This window comes from Chlamydia felis Fe/C-56 (assembly GCF_000009945.1).
GTDB lineage: Bacteria > Chlamydiota > Chlamydiia > Chlamydiales > Chlamydiaceae > Chlamydia > Chlamydia felis.
In genome coordinates this window covers 1,074,411-1,090,237 of record NC_007899.1, presented here as the reverse complement: position 1 = coordinate 1,090,237, position 15,827 = coordinate 1,074,411, and the positions used below count along the sequence as shown (strand labels likewise).

The following is a 15,827-nucleotide window of genomic DNA, read 5'->3' as shown; positions in this document are numbered from 1 at the left end:
GTATAATGGATAGATTGACAGTCAGGGACCTCTCCCCAGAAGAAAAGAAGGTTTTAGTTCGTGTAGATTTTAATGTTCCTATAAAAGATGGGAAGATTCTTGATGATATCCGCATTCGTAGTGCAATGCCGACGATTAATTACCTATTGCAAAAACGCGCGGCTGTCATTTTAATGAGTCACCTAGGACGCCCCAGAGGAAGTGGATTCGAAGAGAAATATTCTCTACAACCTGTTGTTGAAGTTTTAGAAGGATATTTAGGACACCATGTGCCACTTGCCCCCGATTGTATCGGAGAAGTTGCGCGCCAGGCTGTTGCACAGCTTTCTCCAGGACGCGTGTTGATACTAGAGAATCTGCGTTTCCATAGAGGAGAAGAACATCCTGAAGAAGATCCGGCTTTTGCCGCTGAACTTTCCTCTTATGGGGATTTTTATGTGAATGATGCGTTTGGAACTTCGCATAGGAAACACACCTCTGTTTATACTGTTCCCCAGGCTTTTCCAGGGAGATGTGCAGCGGGGCTTCTTATGGAAAAAGAGCTCGAGTTTTTAGGGACGCACCTTTTAATTTCTCCAAAGCGCCCCTTCACAGCAATCCTAGGCGGAGCTAAGGTGTCTTCAAAAATTGGTGTTATAGAAGCTCTACTTTCTCAAGTAGATAACTTACTTCTTGCTGGAGGAATGGGTTATACTTTCTTAAAGGCTTTAGGGAAATCTGTGGGGAATTCCCTAGTGGAAGAGTCGGGAATAGAACTCGCTACTCGTGTTTTGCAAATTGCTAAGCAGCGTAACGTGCGTATTGTCCTTCCCGTAGATGCAAAGGTTGCTAAGACCTGTGATTCTGGTGTTTCCTGGTCTGAAGTGTCCATAAATCAGGGAATTCCTGCAGATCTTGAGGGGCTGGATATCGGAACGCAAACGATTCAAGAATTTTGTAAAATCATAGATGCTTCGGCGACAGTATTTTGGAATGGACCTGTCGGCGTTTACGAAGTTCCTCCTTTTGATCAGGGCTCTATGGCTATTGCAAATTGTCTAGCACGTCATCCCTCTGCTACTACCGTAGTTGGGGGAGGGGATGCCGCAGCTGTTATTGCTCTAGCTGGGTGTTCTTCCCAGGTCTCGCATGTATCCACCGGTGGGGGAGCTTCTTTAGAGTTTTTAGAAAAAGGCTTTTTACCGGGAACGGAAGTTCTTTCTCCAACTCGAGGGTAAAATTTTCTAAGTCTTTATTACAGAGAATCCCTGTTCAAGGCTTCTCTGTAATAAAGTGCGTTTTGCTTTTCCAGAAGTAATAACGTTCTCTTATGTTTCTAGAACTAAGACTTTTTATACTGAAAAATTCATTCTTTTTCGTTTTGTTTAATTGATCCTCTTTTAATTTTTGATTCTAGAAGAAGGCTTTTCTTAAACCATTGATTGTGTGCAGCAAGCAATTTTTCTAGGGTTCTCCTATTCCGTTCTTATTACAGTACTCCAGTCACCGTGTCTTAACAGACTTACTTTCAACTTATTATAACCTATAGTCTTGTTAATTCTTTTCATTCTCTAATTTGTTTAATTTTTATAATTAACCAGAAGGTTTTAATTATTTTTTTAAACAAAATGTGTGCCGCTAAATTATTTTGTTTTAAAATTAAAATATAAATATGGAGAAAAATTATGGGAATTAATCCAAGCGGTCGCGGCAATAACAATGATCTATGGATTTCTGGAGCTCATAACCAACATGAAGATGTTCAAGATGCTGGTGGTTCATTGGGAGCAATAGGAGCCCATAATGTTTCTACGGAAAATAATACAAAGGAAAGCAGCAGTTTCTTATCAAGAATTGGAAGTATTGTTAGGGGATTTTTCTCGGGATTATTCAGTAAAAGTTCCTCTTCAAAAACGAGCTCTCGAACTGCTTCGCCACAAACAACTCCATCTAGTAGTCGTAGGTCTTCCCATGCATCTGACGATTCTTCCACATCGAGTATGGAGATAGGTGGATCTGGTTCGGATTCCGATAGCGCAAGGTCCACAGAAGGTGCTGCTCGAGGATTACAAAAGAAAGGCTATACCCCAGGCACACGAGTGCAAACTCCTACAGTGCCACCTGAAGGAGCTAGAAGACTACAACGACCAACACACCCAGCTCCTCAGCCCCCTGTGGCTCCATCAACAAGCAGTTCAGGAGTCCGTGTTAAACGTCAGGCTCCTCAGCCTCCAACAGGAGGTTCTCATGCAAAACTACAACGTCGTGGCAGTACATCGTCTATGTCAAGCATAGACTCTATAGGGAGTGAAAGCTCCGCAAAAGAATCAGCTTCAATCGCAAGCAGATTAAAATTAGAGCTGGAGGCGCACAGTGCTAAGAGACAAACGCAGCTAGCCTCGTTATCTGATCAGATTAGAGATCGTTGGACCAATAATGAAAATCAAACTCCTTTAGAATACAAGCTCTCTTCTTTGCAAACGCTAGCAGCTAGATGCTCTCAAGCCCGCGAGGAGTCTCGCTTAAAGGTTGAATCTAGTTTGACAAGGCCAGCGATTAATGAAGCTCCGTTAAAGATGGCAACCTCTCAAGCGCGATCTCTGTGGGATCTTGGCGAGAAAGAATACAGATCAGATGGGGGGTCTGATCTTCTTCAAGTGTTAACACGTATGGCTTTGGAAGGGGGCTTACTAAGCCCCGAAGTAGACTATGAGGATTACGTTAGTCAACTGATAGATGAATACGGAGATCCTGATCAAGGGTATAGTTGGCAGCCCATACTACAGTCTCTTGCGAGAGAGTTAAATAGCATAAGAGAAGCTAACCCCAGTGGCATGCCAAAATTCTGGTCTAGTTTTTCTGGAAAAGGCGAAGCCATTATGAGAAGTGCGTACAATAGGACCGCGGCTACAAATACAGGAAAATATGATTCCGGTAAGGTTCAAGCAGAAAGGCGATGGAATAATGGGGCCTTGGATTTAATGAAGGGTTTAAGCCCAGAAACATATGTGAAAACAGCTTCAGTTTTAGCTGTTGATGTTTTTAGTTTTGGAGAGGATTAAAGAGTAAGTTTATGGGATCGCCAGTTTCAGGTAGTGGGGGAACAGAACCTCCATGGAAAGATATGTTTACGGAAAAAGAGCCTTCTACGGAGGGCGAGGGTGACGATCTTGATTTAGAGGATCGTATTTCTGATCACGTAGGCTCTATTTTGGATGAACAAAAAGCCGAAGGTGGCATACCCGAAGCTAGTGCTTCTGAGGGGATCAATAGTGATCTTCAAGGAAGAGTAGATTTAGAGATTCAAGAAGGATTTTTTAGAAGTTTATTATCTAGGATACGTCGAGTTGCTACAAGGATCTGGTATAACAGATTAGGATCCCCGCGTTTTTCAATAGGCAATTCATGTACCCGAGTCTACAGGGAACTTTTCCGAGAAACAGAATTACCCGAAGAGGTTATTGCTTCAGCTAAATCGACTCCAGAATCTGTAACCGGCTGTTGCACGTCCATAAGAAGATTTTTTGAAAGAGCCTTTAAAAAAATGAGTAATTGCATCTGTAAAAGACGTTCGGAATCTTCTATAGATTTCTGCGGAGCAGATGCCGAGGGGCCTGAAGGAACTATAGCCCTTGCTTTAATATTGCGCATGGCTACTAAGTGGTCTGCAGGTGAGGATCTCTCCTATGAAATAGGAAGTCAAAAATTTAGCCCTGCTGTGGCTGCGGCTATTGCCCCCATAGCAAGTTATGTAGAGACCTCTGTGATTGTGACACGTCTAGAGTCCTTAGTTTCCGGAGAATCTCAAGAAGATCCTATCGCAGCCATGCGGGGGATTGCAAAGCTTGCGGCTGTGTCTCACAGTAAAAAAATTGATTGTAAACGTGCTATAAAATCCCTAAGCGATACCGATCCTAATTATGACTACTCATTTATGCTAGATCTAGCCGCTCGTATTGATAATCTTGCCCGTAAGGGATATGAAGAAACTATTCTGGCAAGACAGATTCTTGCATCTTTGCGTGTTACACATTCCCAAGCAATGGGAGAATACCTCAATTTATGGGGAGATGATGCATTGCAGTTGGAGACAGTACTTCCTGTAAATTATGAATTAGTCGCTGACATTGTTGCGATTAATCTACCCAGCTTAGAAGAGGCGTATCGAGATAATCATAAGCAATACGAAAAAAAGCTTAATGACATTATCCGCCACTTTTTCTTTGCTTACGAAACACAAGGGGATAAGCAGCGAAGGTTACATCAAACCAATATAGAATATCCTCAAAATATGGATGATGAAGACCCGGAGAAGTAGAGGAAGCTACTTGTGAAATATAAAAAAGTAATGCACTAAATAGTTCTTCTAAAGAATAAGCAAAAAAACTCTATAGAGCCTTATTTCTTCTATGATGTTGGATTTGCGATTTTCTACAGACTATTACCTCCGTGTCGTTGAATTATCTATCCGCGATGGCTCTCGGACTCTTGTTTATAACAAGAAACAGGGTCTTTTGGAAACTTGGCCGATAAATATAGATCTTTCTCCGGAGCAAGACGGTATGAAAGAAACTATCCAAAAAGCCATACAAGAGCTTTTTTCCCGTTCGGAGATTTCCTACTCGCTATCAGGAAGACTTCTTTCGATTATTGACATGCGGCTACGTCAGGAATCCCCATACACTCGTATTCTCTATAGGATATTTTGTAAGGATACCTTTAAGAGAAAAAAGACCATTGTTAAAAAGCTCCTGTTATTAAAAAATATCATTTTCCTAGAACGCCAACGCCCCCTCAATAAAATCTCAAATGTAGCAAACTCCGTGTTTGGAAAAGAAAAAACAAATTTTTCTTCCTGGGAAGACTTTACCCATGACGTGGAGATTCATGCAGACAATACCAGTATAAGCTCTGCTGCAAAAGAAGGAATTTCTGCGGAGTCTTCTTCTCAAGTAGTCATGGAAGCTCTGATGACATTTTTAGAAAGTCAAGCTTCTTACCTTCCCCTAAGTTTGGAATTACTAGATCAATTTCTATCTGAGAAGGTCACCTCTCTTCATACTCTTTCAGAAAGAAGTTTTCAGTTATTGACTGAGCTAAAAAACCTCTACGCTTTCAGTCGAGAAGACTTTCAAACAATCATTGGGGGAATTATCACAGGTTCTCTTTCTGATGTGCTTGCAGATTCATTGGTCGGATCTCAACTACTCTCTCCCCAGGGGAAAGCTATGGTGAGCACATGGCAGGAAGTCTCGGAATTTTTCCCTAAAGAAGCCACTCTTACTCAGGGATTCCTATCAGAAATCCTTCGACGAATCGTTTCAGAAGACCTAGAAAATATCGTTTCAATCGCTAATGATGCCACTCCAGAACAAATCGGCAAAATGTATAGTATTCGAGATTGCAGCCCGGGATTGTGGGTGAAAATGATGCGCATACTTCTCATGCGCTGGCTTTTAGATTTCGATGATAGGGTACACTCTTTGTTGAAAAAAAGTATTAACTTCTACACGCCAAAACCGACTTTCTGGCAACAAATCTGGCACTTATTTAAAAAATTTTAATAATATCTCTTCCGTTCAATATTCGTATCTCATCTTTTTGAAAGATGCCATTTTAGTCATATTTTTTCTTTTAAGGTTTTTTCAAAGGAAAATATCGTAAAAAAGTGTAGACTATTTTCGTTATGCTGCCTTTTCGTCTTTATCATCTATATACATTACTTAATGAGCTATACACCACACCTATTGGTGAGGTAAATCGTGTGGCTCTGTATTTTAAACAACACCGCTCTTTGGGATCTAAAGATCGCCAATGGATGAGTGCACGTATTTTCGCGATCCTTCGTCACCGACGATTGTTAGAGACTCTTATTCTACGAGATAATCAAGAGGTTTCCCCCGAGACTCTAGTTGCTAAAGTAGAGGAGGGAGCTTTAGATGATATTGAGCAGTATCAGGATCTTCCTTGGCCTGTAAGGTATTCTATATCCGATGATCTTGCCGAATGCTTGATTGAAGATTATGGCCAAGAACGAGCAAAAGAACTTGCAGGATTTTTTCTTAAGGAAGCTCCCTGCGCTATTCGTGTGAACACACGAAGAACCTCTGTAGAAGACCTTCGAAAGCGTTTGCAATATCCCTGCGAACCTGGATCTGTTCCCGGTTCCCTGCGTTTTGATAAACGCTATCCTTTGCAGCATAGCGCAGCGTTTCATCGCGGATTGTTTGAAATTCAAGACGAATCGTCTCAGAAAGTCACGCTAGATATTCCTGTGAGCAAAAAAGATCGTATTCTGGATTTTTGTGCAGGAGCTGGAGGAAAAAGCCTCATTTTTGCTGACAGAGCGCATCATGTTGTTTTACATGACAGTAGAAAAGACGTTTTGGAAGAAGCAAAACAGCGTTTACGTAGAGCTGGAGCAAGGAATTTTTCTATAGGGGAACAATATCTAAGGAAAAATAGCTTTTCTATCGTAGTTGTTGACGCTCCTTGTACAGGATCGGGAGTATTCCGTCGTCATCCAGAAAAGAAAAGTCAGTTTTCTAAGAAACTCCTTCTAACATTCTCTCAGGTGCAAAGAAAAATCCTTAGGGATGCTGTACGTTACGTGAAACCTGGAGGGAAGTTAGTCTATATCACGTGTTCGCTACTTTCTGAAGAAAATGAAAAGCAAGTTGCTTTTATGCAGTCTTTAGGATGGGAAGAAGAACGTTGTATGCACACCGCACTGTCCCCCGAAGGTGGCGATGGCTTTTTTTCTGCCCGCTTTGTTCGCAAGGGCAGAAAGATTCTTGTATAGCGTAGGATTTACGCCATGTTCATGGTCAGTATCATAACTCTATGTTTGATAATGACTGTCAATAAGTTGTGACACTCTCCGGATGCCTCGGGGAACTTATCAAATTGTAATAAAATAAGCAGCAGATTCAGAGGATCATTCCAGATTTCAGGACGTTTTAATGCAAAGATCACTTGTTTTAGAAAAAGGGTATGCTGCTCTTCTCGTACAACTTTAGGGTCTTTCCAAAAATGCCAAGTAAATGTCTCCGGAGTGACATTCCTAGAAATGCTCAACGAAGTAGATATTAAAGTTTCGGGAACATCTTCCGCCATTCCTACTATAGGTAAGAAAAGAGAAGCAAGTAAGCTACAAACTAGATATTTGCGCATGATAAGCCTTATTCTCAATAGTACCCGTGTAGTTTATGCGAAAATCAGGTTTTCCATAAGCTAAAAGAAAGAGTTGTATTATAGGTAGTAACGAGAAGATTTATGCCTATGCATCCGAGTTTTTCTGTAATAAAGCAGTATTAATGTTAGGACTATATACGTTCTGTAAGAGGTCACAGCTCTCTTGGCATACAAGCGAAACTTCTGAGTAATGGAAGGTTGGATAGTCTCGGAGGCATACAGGGGCTCGGCACGGATTTGCATTCCTGAAAGACCACGAAATACCCAATGACCCAGAAGATCTCCTCGGTGAATGGGAAACTTTGTTGCGTGAGGAACAAAGGAAATTGTCTGATGTTCTTCTTCCTCAGAAGCATAGAAATCGTAATATACTCCCTGAGGTAAAGGAATAGAAACTTTCCCTAAAAGACCCAACCGCAGCGTGTATTTTTCTGTCGGAGGAATTAAATATCTTCGTAATAAAGGTTCATTGAAGACTCCTTCGCATAAAGCAATCACATCCTCATACAGTTCCCCCATGGCAGGATAACCGGCAGCTATCGTGATAATAGACCGGCCATGCTTCTTCGCTGCAAAGATAAGGTTTTTTCCCGCATCTTTTGTCGTTCCCGTTTTTCCCCCTAAAGCAGGAGGATAGTAATAAGTAGATCCGGGAAGAATTAGCTTATTCGTTAGATTTAGAACTCTTTCTTGGCTAAGGTTTGTAGGCGCCATTTTATAGTTGGTTGTTCGGATAACCTGACGGAATAAGGGCTCTTTTAAACACTCACGCATAATGCGTGTTAAATCACGCGCTGTTGTGTAGTGGTTAGGATGATGTAGACCATGGGGATTGTTAAAATGCGTATGCTCGCACCCTAATTCCCTAAGGAATGTGTTTAATTGCTTCATAAACTCTGCTACAGATTCTGAGCAAGCTGTGGCTAAAGTATTTGCCGCATCGTTAGCAGAACAGATCAATAACGCATGAAATAAGTCCCAGCCCGAGACTTCTTCTTTGTTTTGTAACTGTATTGTCACTCCGTCAGTTTCTAGCCAATGCGGGGGGCTGCGATATCCTGATTGTTTTTTAGCCTGAGGAGTAATAGAGGCAATCGCATCCTGTTTTACGGTTATGAAACGATTCAACACTTCGGGATGCTTTTTTAAAATAAATAGGGCTGTGGCGATCTTAGTCATGCTCGCAGGATAGATTTTTTTGTCTATATCCTTAGCATAAAGTATCTTGCCAGAGTCGGCATGAATAACAGCTGCAGCATTCCCTCGGGTTTCAGGAAAAGGTATGTCCCCATATGAAGGAACCGTGAATAATCCTAAAAGCAAACTAAACAGTCCAGATATTAAAAAAACTCTTGTCATTGTAGGGATTTTGATAGCTTGTTACTTAGGGTTAAATCTTCGCAACCGCCAGAGAAAGCTCTTGACGCCTCTTAAAATAAAGAATTACCATAAGTAGGAGGGAAAACACTATGAGTTTGGATTTTTTAGAAGAGTTTTATCGCCGTTCTATTTGTAATAAAGGAACAGCTTTCCCCGAGGGCTTTATGGATATAGCCGACGTCCTGCCTCATTCTGTATCTGAATATAAAATCGACTCTTTTAGCGATCTTCCTATTAACAATTTTATCATTGCAGAATCGGAAGATAAACTCACTTTATTTAATGCTGATTTTGCTGTTTGGTTAGTCCCCGAGCTTGTCCAAGGAGAGGCCGTAACTCGAGGATACATTGCTTTGTACCATTCTGGAGGGGAGTATACCCCAGAAATGGCTTTTCAAGCTGCTGGAGAATATAACCAATCCACTCTGATTCTTGAGGCCCTGCAGATATATCTACAAGATATAAAAGATACGGAAAGTGTTCTGCGCTCTTTCCGGTTTAATCAAGACTAATTCAGTTATTGTGGATTTTTAAATGTACAATATTCGAATCTCCATGTCGTTCGTATAGAAATTCATCCACAGAGTTTTTAGCTAAAAAGATCCCTAAACCCCCAAGTTTTCTTTCATCTAAAGGAAGTTGATCTTGAAGATCAATAGGAGCAGTTAGGGGATTAAAAGAAGGCCCGTTGTCTTTAATAGTTACCTGCAAAGCTTCTTTATTCCCATTACAACAGATGACTATAGTTCCTGGAGATTTCGTTTCTTGATAAGCATAAGAAATAATATTAACAAGTAACTCTTCGCAAGCAAGTTCGAGTTTTAAAAGTTTCTCTCTCGGAAAGGTTTGGAGCTGCCCTGTCCCTTTAACGAAGTTTAGCATATTGTGAAGCTCACTAAGGAGTGCTGGGAAGACTGCTTCTCCATCAGAAGAGGTCATAATACACCTGTTGAACAATAGTCTCAGCTAAATGAGCGTATAATAAGCGCCAGGCGCTCTTAATAGCCTCATTGTGCATTTCAAATTGACCTAAGGCAAATTGATGAGCGTTCACCACGCCTAAATCAGGTTCAAAATCAAATGAGACCGATTTTCTTGATATACAGTCGTCGACTAAGACCTGGCCCGAATGTCTGTCAATAAGTTGTACTTTCGCAGACACAGATAAACGCCCTTCACTAGAAACAATAAAATGTCTCGGGGTCTTATCATCAACTTTCTTCGGGGCATACGTAAAACCCGTATTCTCGTCAACTTCATTCAGGAGTTGTACCTTGAGATGGTAGCGAGTAGCGCTTTCGCTATTGCGTACAGTAAGAGAGCGTTTCTCTAATTCATAGATGAGAGCTGATGTCAATTGCCCAAGAGAGTCTTTATCAATAGGAGAAAGATAAACTCCTTCAGAACGAACAGAGTTCCCTACTTCTGATAAAGATCCCGGAAAGTTTAAAATAGAATATCCAGAACAAGAAGACAGTCCTAAACCGGATAAACAGAAAAACAGGGCGAAGCTTAATATGCGCATGAGAGGTAAAACTAAGAAGAATGTTTGGCTATTCTATTTAGTCGTTTGTGACACTTTGCCACTAAAGATGACTCAGGATAGTTATTTAGTGCCGTAGTGTAATAAATACTTGCGGCATGAAGCTTCTTCTTTTTCTCATAAAAGCGACCCGTAGAATACAAACCCAAAGCATAACGTTCACACATAGAACGTACATTTTCAGAAACTACGCTATTTAAGGGGTGGTTAGGATGCTGCTTTTTAATAGCCTCTTCATTGATTTTCGCGAGGTTTAGATACTGCACATTGTGAGGTTCTTTTTTCGCCTGCATAAGATAAATCTCTGAAAGACGTACAAAAGACTTAGGCGATAATGCATGCGAAGGAAATTGTAGTGTTAACTTCTTAAATGTTTTAATGGCTTCAGGAAGATCCTTTTTGATAATCAGCAAGTCTCCCTTTAGATACAAAGCTTGAGCCCCTAAATCTTTATTAGGAAAAGCTGTAAGAATTTCATCATAAATACGCAAGGCGTCTGCATCCGCATTCGCTAATTTAGGAAATCCTTCTAAAAGGAATATGCGCTTGCGTTTCCCTTGGGCAAAGCTCTGTGCTATGGAATATTTCATCAGAAATAATTCTTCAGAATAGTCAGAATCAGGACGTTGCATATAGGAAGCAAAAGCTTTTTCAGCTAAATCTGGCTGATCATTTTTAAAATAACATACTCCTGTTAAGTACAAAGCTTCAGTACATAAAGGATCTTTTGGAAAATGGTGAGTGATCATGCCAAAACAAAGTAACGCTTGGCGATAACGCTGTTGTTCTAAATAGTACTTTCCTTCGGAAAGATATTCTTCCGGAGAGTATTTAGGCACAAACTTTTGAGGAGATAATTTTCCAGAAAAAGGCTCAAAAGAAACCGGTCTGGCATAGCATCCAGAACATAAAAGTAGTGATAAAACAACAAACTGTAAAACAGATTTCATAAATCCGGCATGAAGCTATGACAACAAAACGTCATCATAAAAAAGAAAAAGAGAATTTGTCAAATCCGTTGTTTTTGTTTTATTTACAAAATATATTTTTTTTGTTTGATAAAACATTTTTTTATTTAGTAAAATAAATAAAAAGGTTTTTTTATGAGAAAGTTAATTTTCTACTTTGGCACTTTTGTAGCATCTCTTTTTTGCGGAGTTTTTTTGTGGGATAATGTGCCTTGCGCACATAAGGCCATGCAAGTTACCGCAAATTATAGTGTTGATGTTTTTGAAAAGAGTTGCCGGATTGTTCGCAAAATTTCTGGATTTGAGAAATTACGTGTTTTTGAGAGGAGGTTTTCTCCTGAGCAGATATTAACTTTCTTCCCGGAACATGCTGAGGGAAAGGCTTCTATCGAACTAATTTTTGTTCCTCATACATTGATGCATGTGCGTTTTTCTCGAGAAGATGCGATTAGGAAAAGCATGGTTAGCCAAGAGGGTGAAATCCTTTGGAACCTAGCCAACGGTGAGATGGTTCTGAATACAGGAACATGGACCTGTTCTAGAGGATTTAGGGAGTGTTTGTTACTAAAAGCTGGCAAGCAAGACGTAAGTGTTATGCAAACATTGGCCAATCTCGGAGGAGCTGCTTCTAAGGAATCTTTAGCACACGCCCTGTCTATGAAAAATATCAGAGCAGAAAAGGTAATCCGATCCTGTCAAAAAAAGAAATTGATTTTCTCTATGGGTAGTCAAATTGGAAGCCATTTCCAACAGCTCCAACCAATTAAGGGTTGTACAACAACGATCCAATCTTCTCCAGTGTGGTTACGAAGACCTCGGGGTTCTTCTATTGTATCTCAACAGTTTTCTGAAGATTGCATTAGTAATCTTGCTGGAATGGTTTTTGGAAATAACTTTCTAATTTTAGATAAGGTTGTTGTTTATGTTCCTGTGTATAAGGTGTCTTTAGCGGCTGCGGATAACAGCGTGCGTATAGAGTATATCAATGCGGTAACAGGGAAACCTTTTCTTGATATTTAAACTGCCACAAGCCGAACGGGAAGTTGGGAACTTTCCAGTTCTTTTTGAAGACCGCTAATATCGTCGGAGACGAAATAATCCGCATCAGGAGAAATCGTGGCCACACGTTCATTATTTTGGGTGAAAACTAGAGAAAGCGTACGAGAACCCGGATATTTGCGTATTATTTGTTTTAGCATACATAAATGGCTATGGCGTAGTTGCCCAAGATCCAAAGAGAGCTTGACTGTAGAAACCGGAGACCCGTTATCAGTAGTCTTTGACATAGTAGGTGTTTTCCTCTGATTCGAATCTTTAAGAGTTTCTGAGTTTAAATACGACATTTTCTGCATCTGACTTTTAATTTTGTCAAACATATCGTCGCATTCTTTAAGGAGATCTTCATTAACAAGAGAAAGATCCTTCATCCATCGGCATGATAAGCGTAAAGACTCGCTGCGTTTATCTATAGATAAAATAGCATAAATCAAACGATCTTCTTCTAAAAGTTCTTGTTGTTCAGCGTATATTTCCGGCCAAATCGGTAACTCGTAAGAATCAACACCATCATTAACACGTAATAAAGCAAATTTTCTTTGGCCTTTTGAAGAGATGCGCGTTGTTACTTTATCAATAATAAATATGGTCCGAATTACGGCCCCATGGGGAAGACTTTCAAATTCTCCAGGGCTTACAACAGAGAGCCGGGGTAAAATATCTTTAACAGCATCCATAGGATGCTCCGTTAGATATATACCCAAAAGTTCTTTCTCTTTCTTAAGTATTTCTTTTTTCTGTCTACGAACAATATGTGTAGTTGGAGTAAGTACTATAGGCTGTTCTTTGAGCATAGTGTTTAAGGAAAAGAAAGTCATGACACCAGTAGCAGCTTCTTTCTTTTCTTTAGATATACTCTCATAGATAGATTCTAAAACTGCTTGAGCCACATCCCTATCGGGTTCAAAAACATCAAAACATCCTGCATCAATAAGGTTTTCTGTATGCTTTTTAGTCACCTTTTTTAAATCAGAACGCTTAAGAAAATCCTGAATGTTTTGATAAGGTCCGTGTTTTTCTCTTTCCTCAATAATACTCTCTACAAGCCCCTTACCGATGCCTTTAATGGCTCCCATTGCAAATCGAATGCCTTTATCTGTAGCAACAAAGTTTGTCCCCGATTCATTGATATCAGGAGGGAGGACACAGATATTCATGCTATGAGCTTCATGAATCAGTTTTCCAACCTTCTCAATATCATCAGAGTCACAGGTAAGAAGGGCTGCTAGCCATTCTTTAGGGTAGTTGGCTTTAAGATAAGCTGTTGTATAGGTAATCAATCCATAAGCAGCGGCATGGGATTTGTTAAATCCATAGGAAGCAAACTTCTCCATTTTATCAAAAATGGTCGTTGCTAAATCGGCATCAATACCATTTTTACACGCTCGTTCACAAAACTTTGTTCGTTCCTGAAGCATCTGGTTAATGTCTTTTTTCCCCATGGCACGACGTAAGACATCACCTTCCCCTAAGGAATAGCTGGCTAGAGATCCCGCGATTTGCATGACCTGCTCTTGATACACCATAATGCCATAGGTTTCTTTGAGAATAGATTCTATAAGCGGGTGGTCATAGGTTATGACTTCTTTACCATGCTTTCGGTTGATAAAGGAGGGAATCATGTCCATAGGACCGGGACGATATAAAGCACCTATAGCTATGATTTCTTCAAAGGAATCGGGACGAAGATTTTTGGCTAATTCTTGCATCCCTTTAGATTCCATCTGGAATATCCCCATGGTTTTCCCTTGGTGCAAAAGAGAAAATGTCGTTTTGTCATCCAGAGGCAAAGTCGCCATTTCTAATAGCTTTCCCGTTTTCTTTTGGATGGCTTGAATAGCGATATGGATACTTGTTAAAGTTTTTAACCCTAAGAAGTCCACCTTAAGCATCCCAACACTTTCCACAGGCTTCATGGAAAATTGTGTAGTGATCATGGTAGAGTCTTTAGAAATACAAATAGGAATATGGTTCGTTAAATGATCTCCGCAGATGATAACTCCAGCGGCGTGAACTCCTGTATTGCGAATGGATCCTTCTAGTTGCATTGCCATATCAATAACCTGAGCCGCCTCAGCGTCATCCGCATACAACTGATTTAGATGGGGATCTGTTTCTAAAGCTTTTGATAGCGTGGCGTTTAGCTCTGGGATATGCTTAGCAATGAGGTTAACTTTAGAAAGAGAAACATCTAAAGTCCTTCCCACGTCTTTTACAGCCATTTTGGCTTTCATCGTTCCGAAAGTAATAATCTGAGCAACATTGTTTTTCCCATGGCGTTCTATTGCATAGTTGATAACGCGTTCTCGTCCTGCCATACAAATATCGATATCGATATCGGGATAGGATAATCTCTCGGGATTGATAAATCTCTCAAAGAACAAATCGAAACGAATAGGCTCAATTTCTGTAATTCCTAAAAGGAATAGCATCACAGAACCTGCTCCGGAGCCTCGCCCCGGGCCTACAGGAATCCCGTGTGCTTTAGCCCAATGAATAATATCCCAGACAATAAGGAGGTAGTCGCACATCCCTTTGGGGATGATAATAGACATTTCCATTTCCATGCGCTCTTTAACTAATTCCAAAGGATCGCGATTGGGGAATTTTTTAGATATGTGAGCGAGTTTGTCTGGAGTATATTTTAATAAACCCTTTTCACAAAGCTCTCGAAGAAAAGCTGAAGAAGCTGTGTAACGCTCTTCTTCAGTATAGGTTTGCTTTTCTTTTAAAAACTCAGGGACATAGATAGGGTAGTGCTTAACAGAAAAATCTAATTTAAGGTTACATTTGTCTGCGACTTCCAAAGTATTAGAAATCGTTTCCGGGTGATCGGCAAATAAATTTGCCATTTCCTTTGGGGATTTAAAATAATATTCCCTACTTCGGAAAGCTTTTCTCTTGGGATTAGGAATATACGTATTTTGCTTAGCAATTCTTATCGTTTCCCCGAGCTGCACGTTAAGAAGGATCTCATGAGCTAACCAATCCTCAGGATGAATATAGTGAATATCATTAGTCGCTACTGAACGTATCCCTAAGCGTTTACTTGTCTCTAATACGGCTTGATTAACTTTGGTCTGGGTTTCAATAAATTGGTGATACTCATGCTTTAGCCATTCTTCACCTAGAGAGGCTATTTTTTCCTCGGACATTTTGTGAAGCTGAACTTCACTGTAAAAATCCTCGCCGAATAGGCTCTGATACCAGCGGAGGTCCTTTTCAAGAGCTTCTTCAGACTCTAAAGCAGCTTGAGCTACAGAACCGGAAAGACATGCGGATAAACAAACTAGTCCTTCAGAATATTGGCTAAGAAGTTCTCTATCTATTCTTGGGAAATAATAGAATCCTTCAGTAAAAGCTAAGGAAGACAGTAAACAAAGATTACGATAGCCTTGCTCATTTTTACATAAAAGAATGAGGTGATTCGCTACGCGACTTTTCTTCTCTTTCTTTTTATCAAAGCGAGAGGAGGGAGCGACATAGACTTCACAGCCGATAATAGGCTTAATGTCTTGCTGATAGCATTCTTTGTAAAATTCAATCGCTCCATATAGATTGCCATGATCTGTTAATGCGAGAGACGGGATTTGATATTCCTTTGCCTTTGCTACAAAGCTCTTAATAGAGCTTGTAGCATCTAAAATAGAATATTGAGAATGACAATGAAGAGGTATCCAAGTCACAAGTAATCCCTCGTGTCAACC

The 15,827-nt window shown here is 40.3% G+C and carries 13 protein-coding genes; 7 read left to right on the top strand and 6 right to left on the bottom strand.

Annotated elements, in window-relative coordinates; genetic code table 11:
- Positions 1-5 precede the first annotated feature (5 nt).
- The 5 genes from CF_RS04735 to CF_RS04715 all read left to right on the top strand — a co-directional run bounded on the left by CF_RS04735 (position 6) and on the right by CF_RS04715 (position 6,781).
- On the top strand, positions 6-1,217 hold the full coding sequence (locus tag CF_RS04735) for a phosphoglycerate kinase (RefSeq protein WP_011458488.1): 1,212 nt from the start codon (positions 6-8) through the stop codon (positions 1,215-1,217).
- A 447-nt stretch (positions 1,218-1,664) separates the two neighbouring features.
- Complete coding sequence (gene semD / locus CF_RS04730) at positions 1,665-3,041, top strand: SemD/SinC family type III secretion system effector (protein WP_011458487.1); 1,377 nt, start codon at positions 1,665-1,667, stop codon at positions 3,039-3,041.
- Between the two features lie 11 nt (positions 3,042-3,052).
- A complete protein-coding gene (locus tag CF_RS04725; protein WP_011458486.1) occupies positions 3,053-4,297 on the top strand; it encodes a TmeB family type III secretion system effector in 1,245 nt (414 codons plus the stop codon).
- A gap of 91 nt (positions 4,298-4,388) precedes the next feature.
- A complete protein-coding gene (locus CF_RS04720; RefSeq protein WP_011458485.1) occupies positions 4,389-5,543 on the top strand; it encodes a hypothetical protein in 1,155 nt (384 codons plus the stop codon).
- A gap of 122 nt (positions 5,544-5,665) precedes the next feature.
- Positions 5,666-6,781, top strand: a complete 1,116-nt coding sequence (locus CF_RS04715) for an RsmB/NOP family class I SAM-dependent RNA methyltransferase (protein WP_011458484.1) — start codon at positions 5,666-5,668, stop codon at positions 6,779-6,781.
- 8 nt (positions 6,782-6,789) lie between these two features.
- Here the strand turns inward: CF_RS04715 and CF_RS04710 are convergent, their stop codons facing one another.
- Both CF_RS04710 and CF_RS04705 read right to left on the bottom strand, forming a co-directional pair.
- Positions 6,790-7,152, bottom strand: coding sequence for a hypothetical protein (locus CF_RS04710; RefSeq protein ID WP_011458483.1), 363 nt, complete (start codon positions 7,150-7,152; stop codon positions 6,790-6,792).
- A gap of 78 nt (positions 7,153-7,230) precedes the next feature.
- Positions 7,231-8,532: a D-alanyl-D-alanine carboxypeptidase family protein gene (locus CF_RS04705; RefSeq protein WP_011458482.1), complete on the bottom strand. Its 1,302-nt coding sequence runs from the start codon at positions 8,530-8,532 to the stop codon at positions 7,231-7,233.
- A 110-nt stretch (positions 8,533-8,642) separates the two neighbouring features.
- Between CF_RS04705 and CF_RS04700 the strand changes: the two genes are divergently transcribed.
- Entirely contained in the window at positions 8,643-9,065 is a 423-nt protein-coding gene (locus CF_RS04700; protein WP_011458481.1) for a hypothetical protein, read from the top strand.
- 1 nt (position 9,066) lies between these two features.
- On the opposite strand, the gene CF_RS04695 is transcribed toward CF_RS04700, so the two are convergent.
- The 3 genes from CF_RS04695 to CF_RS04685 are packed head-to-tail and all read right to left on the bottom strand — an operon-like array spanning position 9,067 to position 11,046.
- Positions 9,067-9,492, bottom strand: a complete 426-nt coding sequence (locus CF_RS04695; protein WP_011458480.1) for an ATP-binding protein — start codon at positions 9,490-9,492, stop codon at positions 9,067-9,069.
- Positions 9,479-10,078, bottom strand: coding sequence for an LPS assembly lipoprotein LptE (gene lptE, locus CF_RS04690; RefSeq protein ID WP_011458479.1), 600 nt, complete (start codon positions 10,076-10,078; stop codon positions 9,479-9,481). Before lptE ends, CF_RS04695 begins: the two co-directional genes overlap by 14 nt.
- An 11-nt stretch (positions 10,079-10,089) precedes the next feature.
- Positions 10,090-11,046 (bottom strand): tetratricopeptide repeat protein, encoded by a 957-nt coding sequence (locus tag CF_RS04685; protein WP_011458478.1) that lies wholly within the window; start codon positions 11,044-11,046, stop codon positions 10,090-10,092.
- 153 nt (positions 11,047-11,199) lie between these two features.
- Between CF_RS04685 and CF_RS04680 the strand changes: the two genes are divergently transcribed.
- Positions 11,200-12,084, top strand: a complete 885-nt coding sequence (locus tag CF_RS04680) for a hypothetical protein (RefSeq protein WP_011458477.1) — start codon at positions 11,200-11,202, stop codon at positions 12,082-12,084.
- Here CF_RS04680 and dnaE read toward each other — a convergent pair.
- Positions 12,081-15,806, bottom strand: coding sequence for a DNA polymerase III subunit alpha (gene dnaE / locus CF_RS04675; protein WP_011458476.1), 3,726 nt, complete (start codon positions 15,804-15,806; stop codon positions 12,081-12,083). The two genes, CF_RS04680 and dnaE, sit on opposite strands and share 4 nt — an antisense overlap.
- Positions 15,807-15,827 lie beyond the last annotated feature (21 nt).

Coding starts and splice junctions, on each gene's coding strand:
- CF_RS04735 (WP_011458488.1), top strand. CDS start 6: ATGGATAGATTGACAGTCAGGGACCTCTCCCCAGAAGAAAAGAAGGTT.
- semD (WP_011458487.1), top strand. CDS start 1,665: ATGGGAATTAATCCAAGCGGTCGCGGCAATAACAATGATCTATGGATT.
- CF_RS04725 (WP_011458486.1), top strand. CDS start 3,053: ATGGGATCGCCAGTTTCAGGTAGTGGGGGAACAGAACCTCCATGGAAA.
- CF_RS04720 (WP_011458485.1), top strand. CDS start 4,389: ATGATGTTGGATTTGCGATTTTCTACAGACTATTACCTCCGTGTCGTT.
- CF_RS04715 (WP_011458484.1), top strand. CDS start 5,666: ATGCTGCCTTTTCGTCTTTATCATCTATATACATTACTTAATGAGCTA.
- CF_RS04710 (WP_011458483.1), bottom strand. CDS start 7,152: ATGCGCAAATATCTAGTTTGTAGCTTACTTGCTTCTCTTTTCTTACCT.
- CF_RS04705 (WP_011458482.1), bottom strand. CDS start 8,532: ATGACAAGAGTTTTTTTAATATCTGGACTGTTTAGTTTGCTTTTAGGA.
- CF_RS04700 (WP_011458481.1), top strand. CDS start 8,643: ATGAGTTTGGATTTTTTAGAAGAGTTTTATCGCCGTTCTATTTGTAAT.
- CF_RS04695 (WP_011458480.1), bottom strand. CDS start 9,492: ATGACCTCTTCTGATGGAGAAGCAGTCTTCCCAGCACTCCTTAGTGAG.
- lptE (WP_011458479.1), bottom strand. CDS start 10,078: ATGCGCATATTAAGCTTCGCCCTGTTTTTCTGTTTATCCGGTTTAGGA.
- CF_RS04685 (WP_011458478.1), bottom strand. CDS start 11,046: ATGAAATCTGTTTTACAGTTTGTTGTTTTATCACTACTTTTATGTTCT.
- CF_RS04680 (WP_011458477.1), top strand. CDS start 11,200: ATGAGAAAGTTAATTTTCTACTTTGGCACTTTTGTAGCATCTCTTTTT.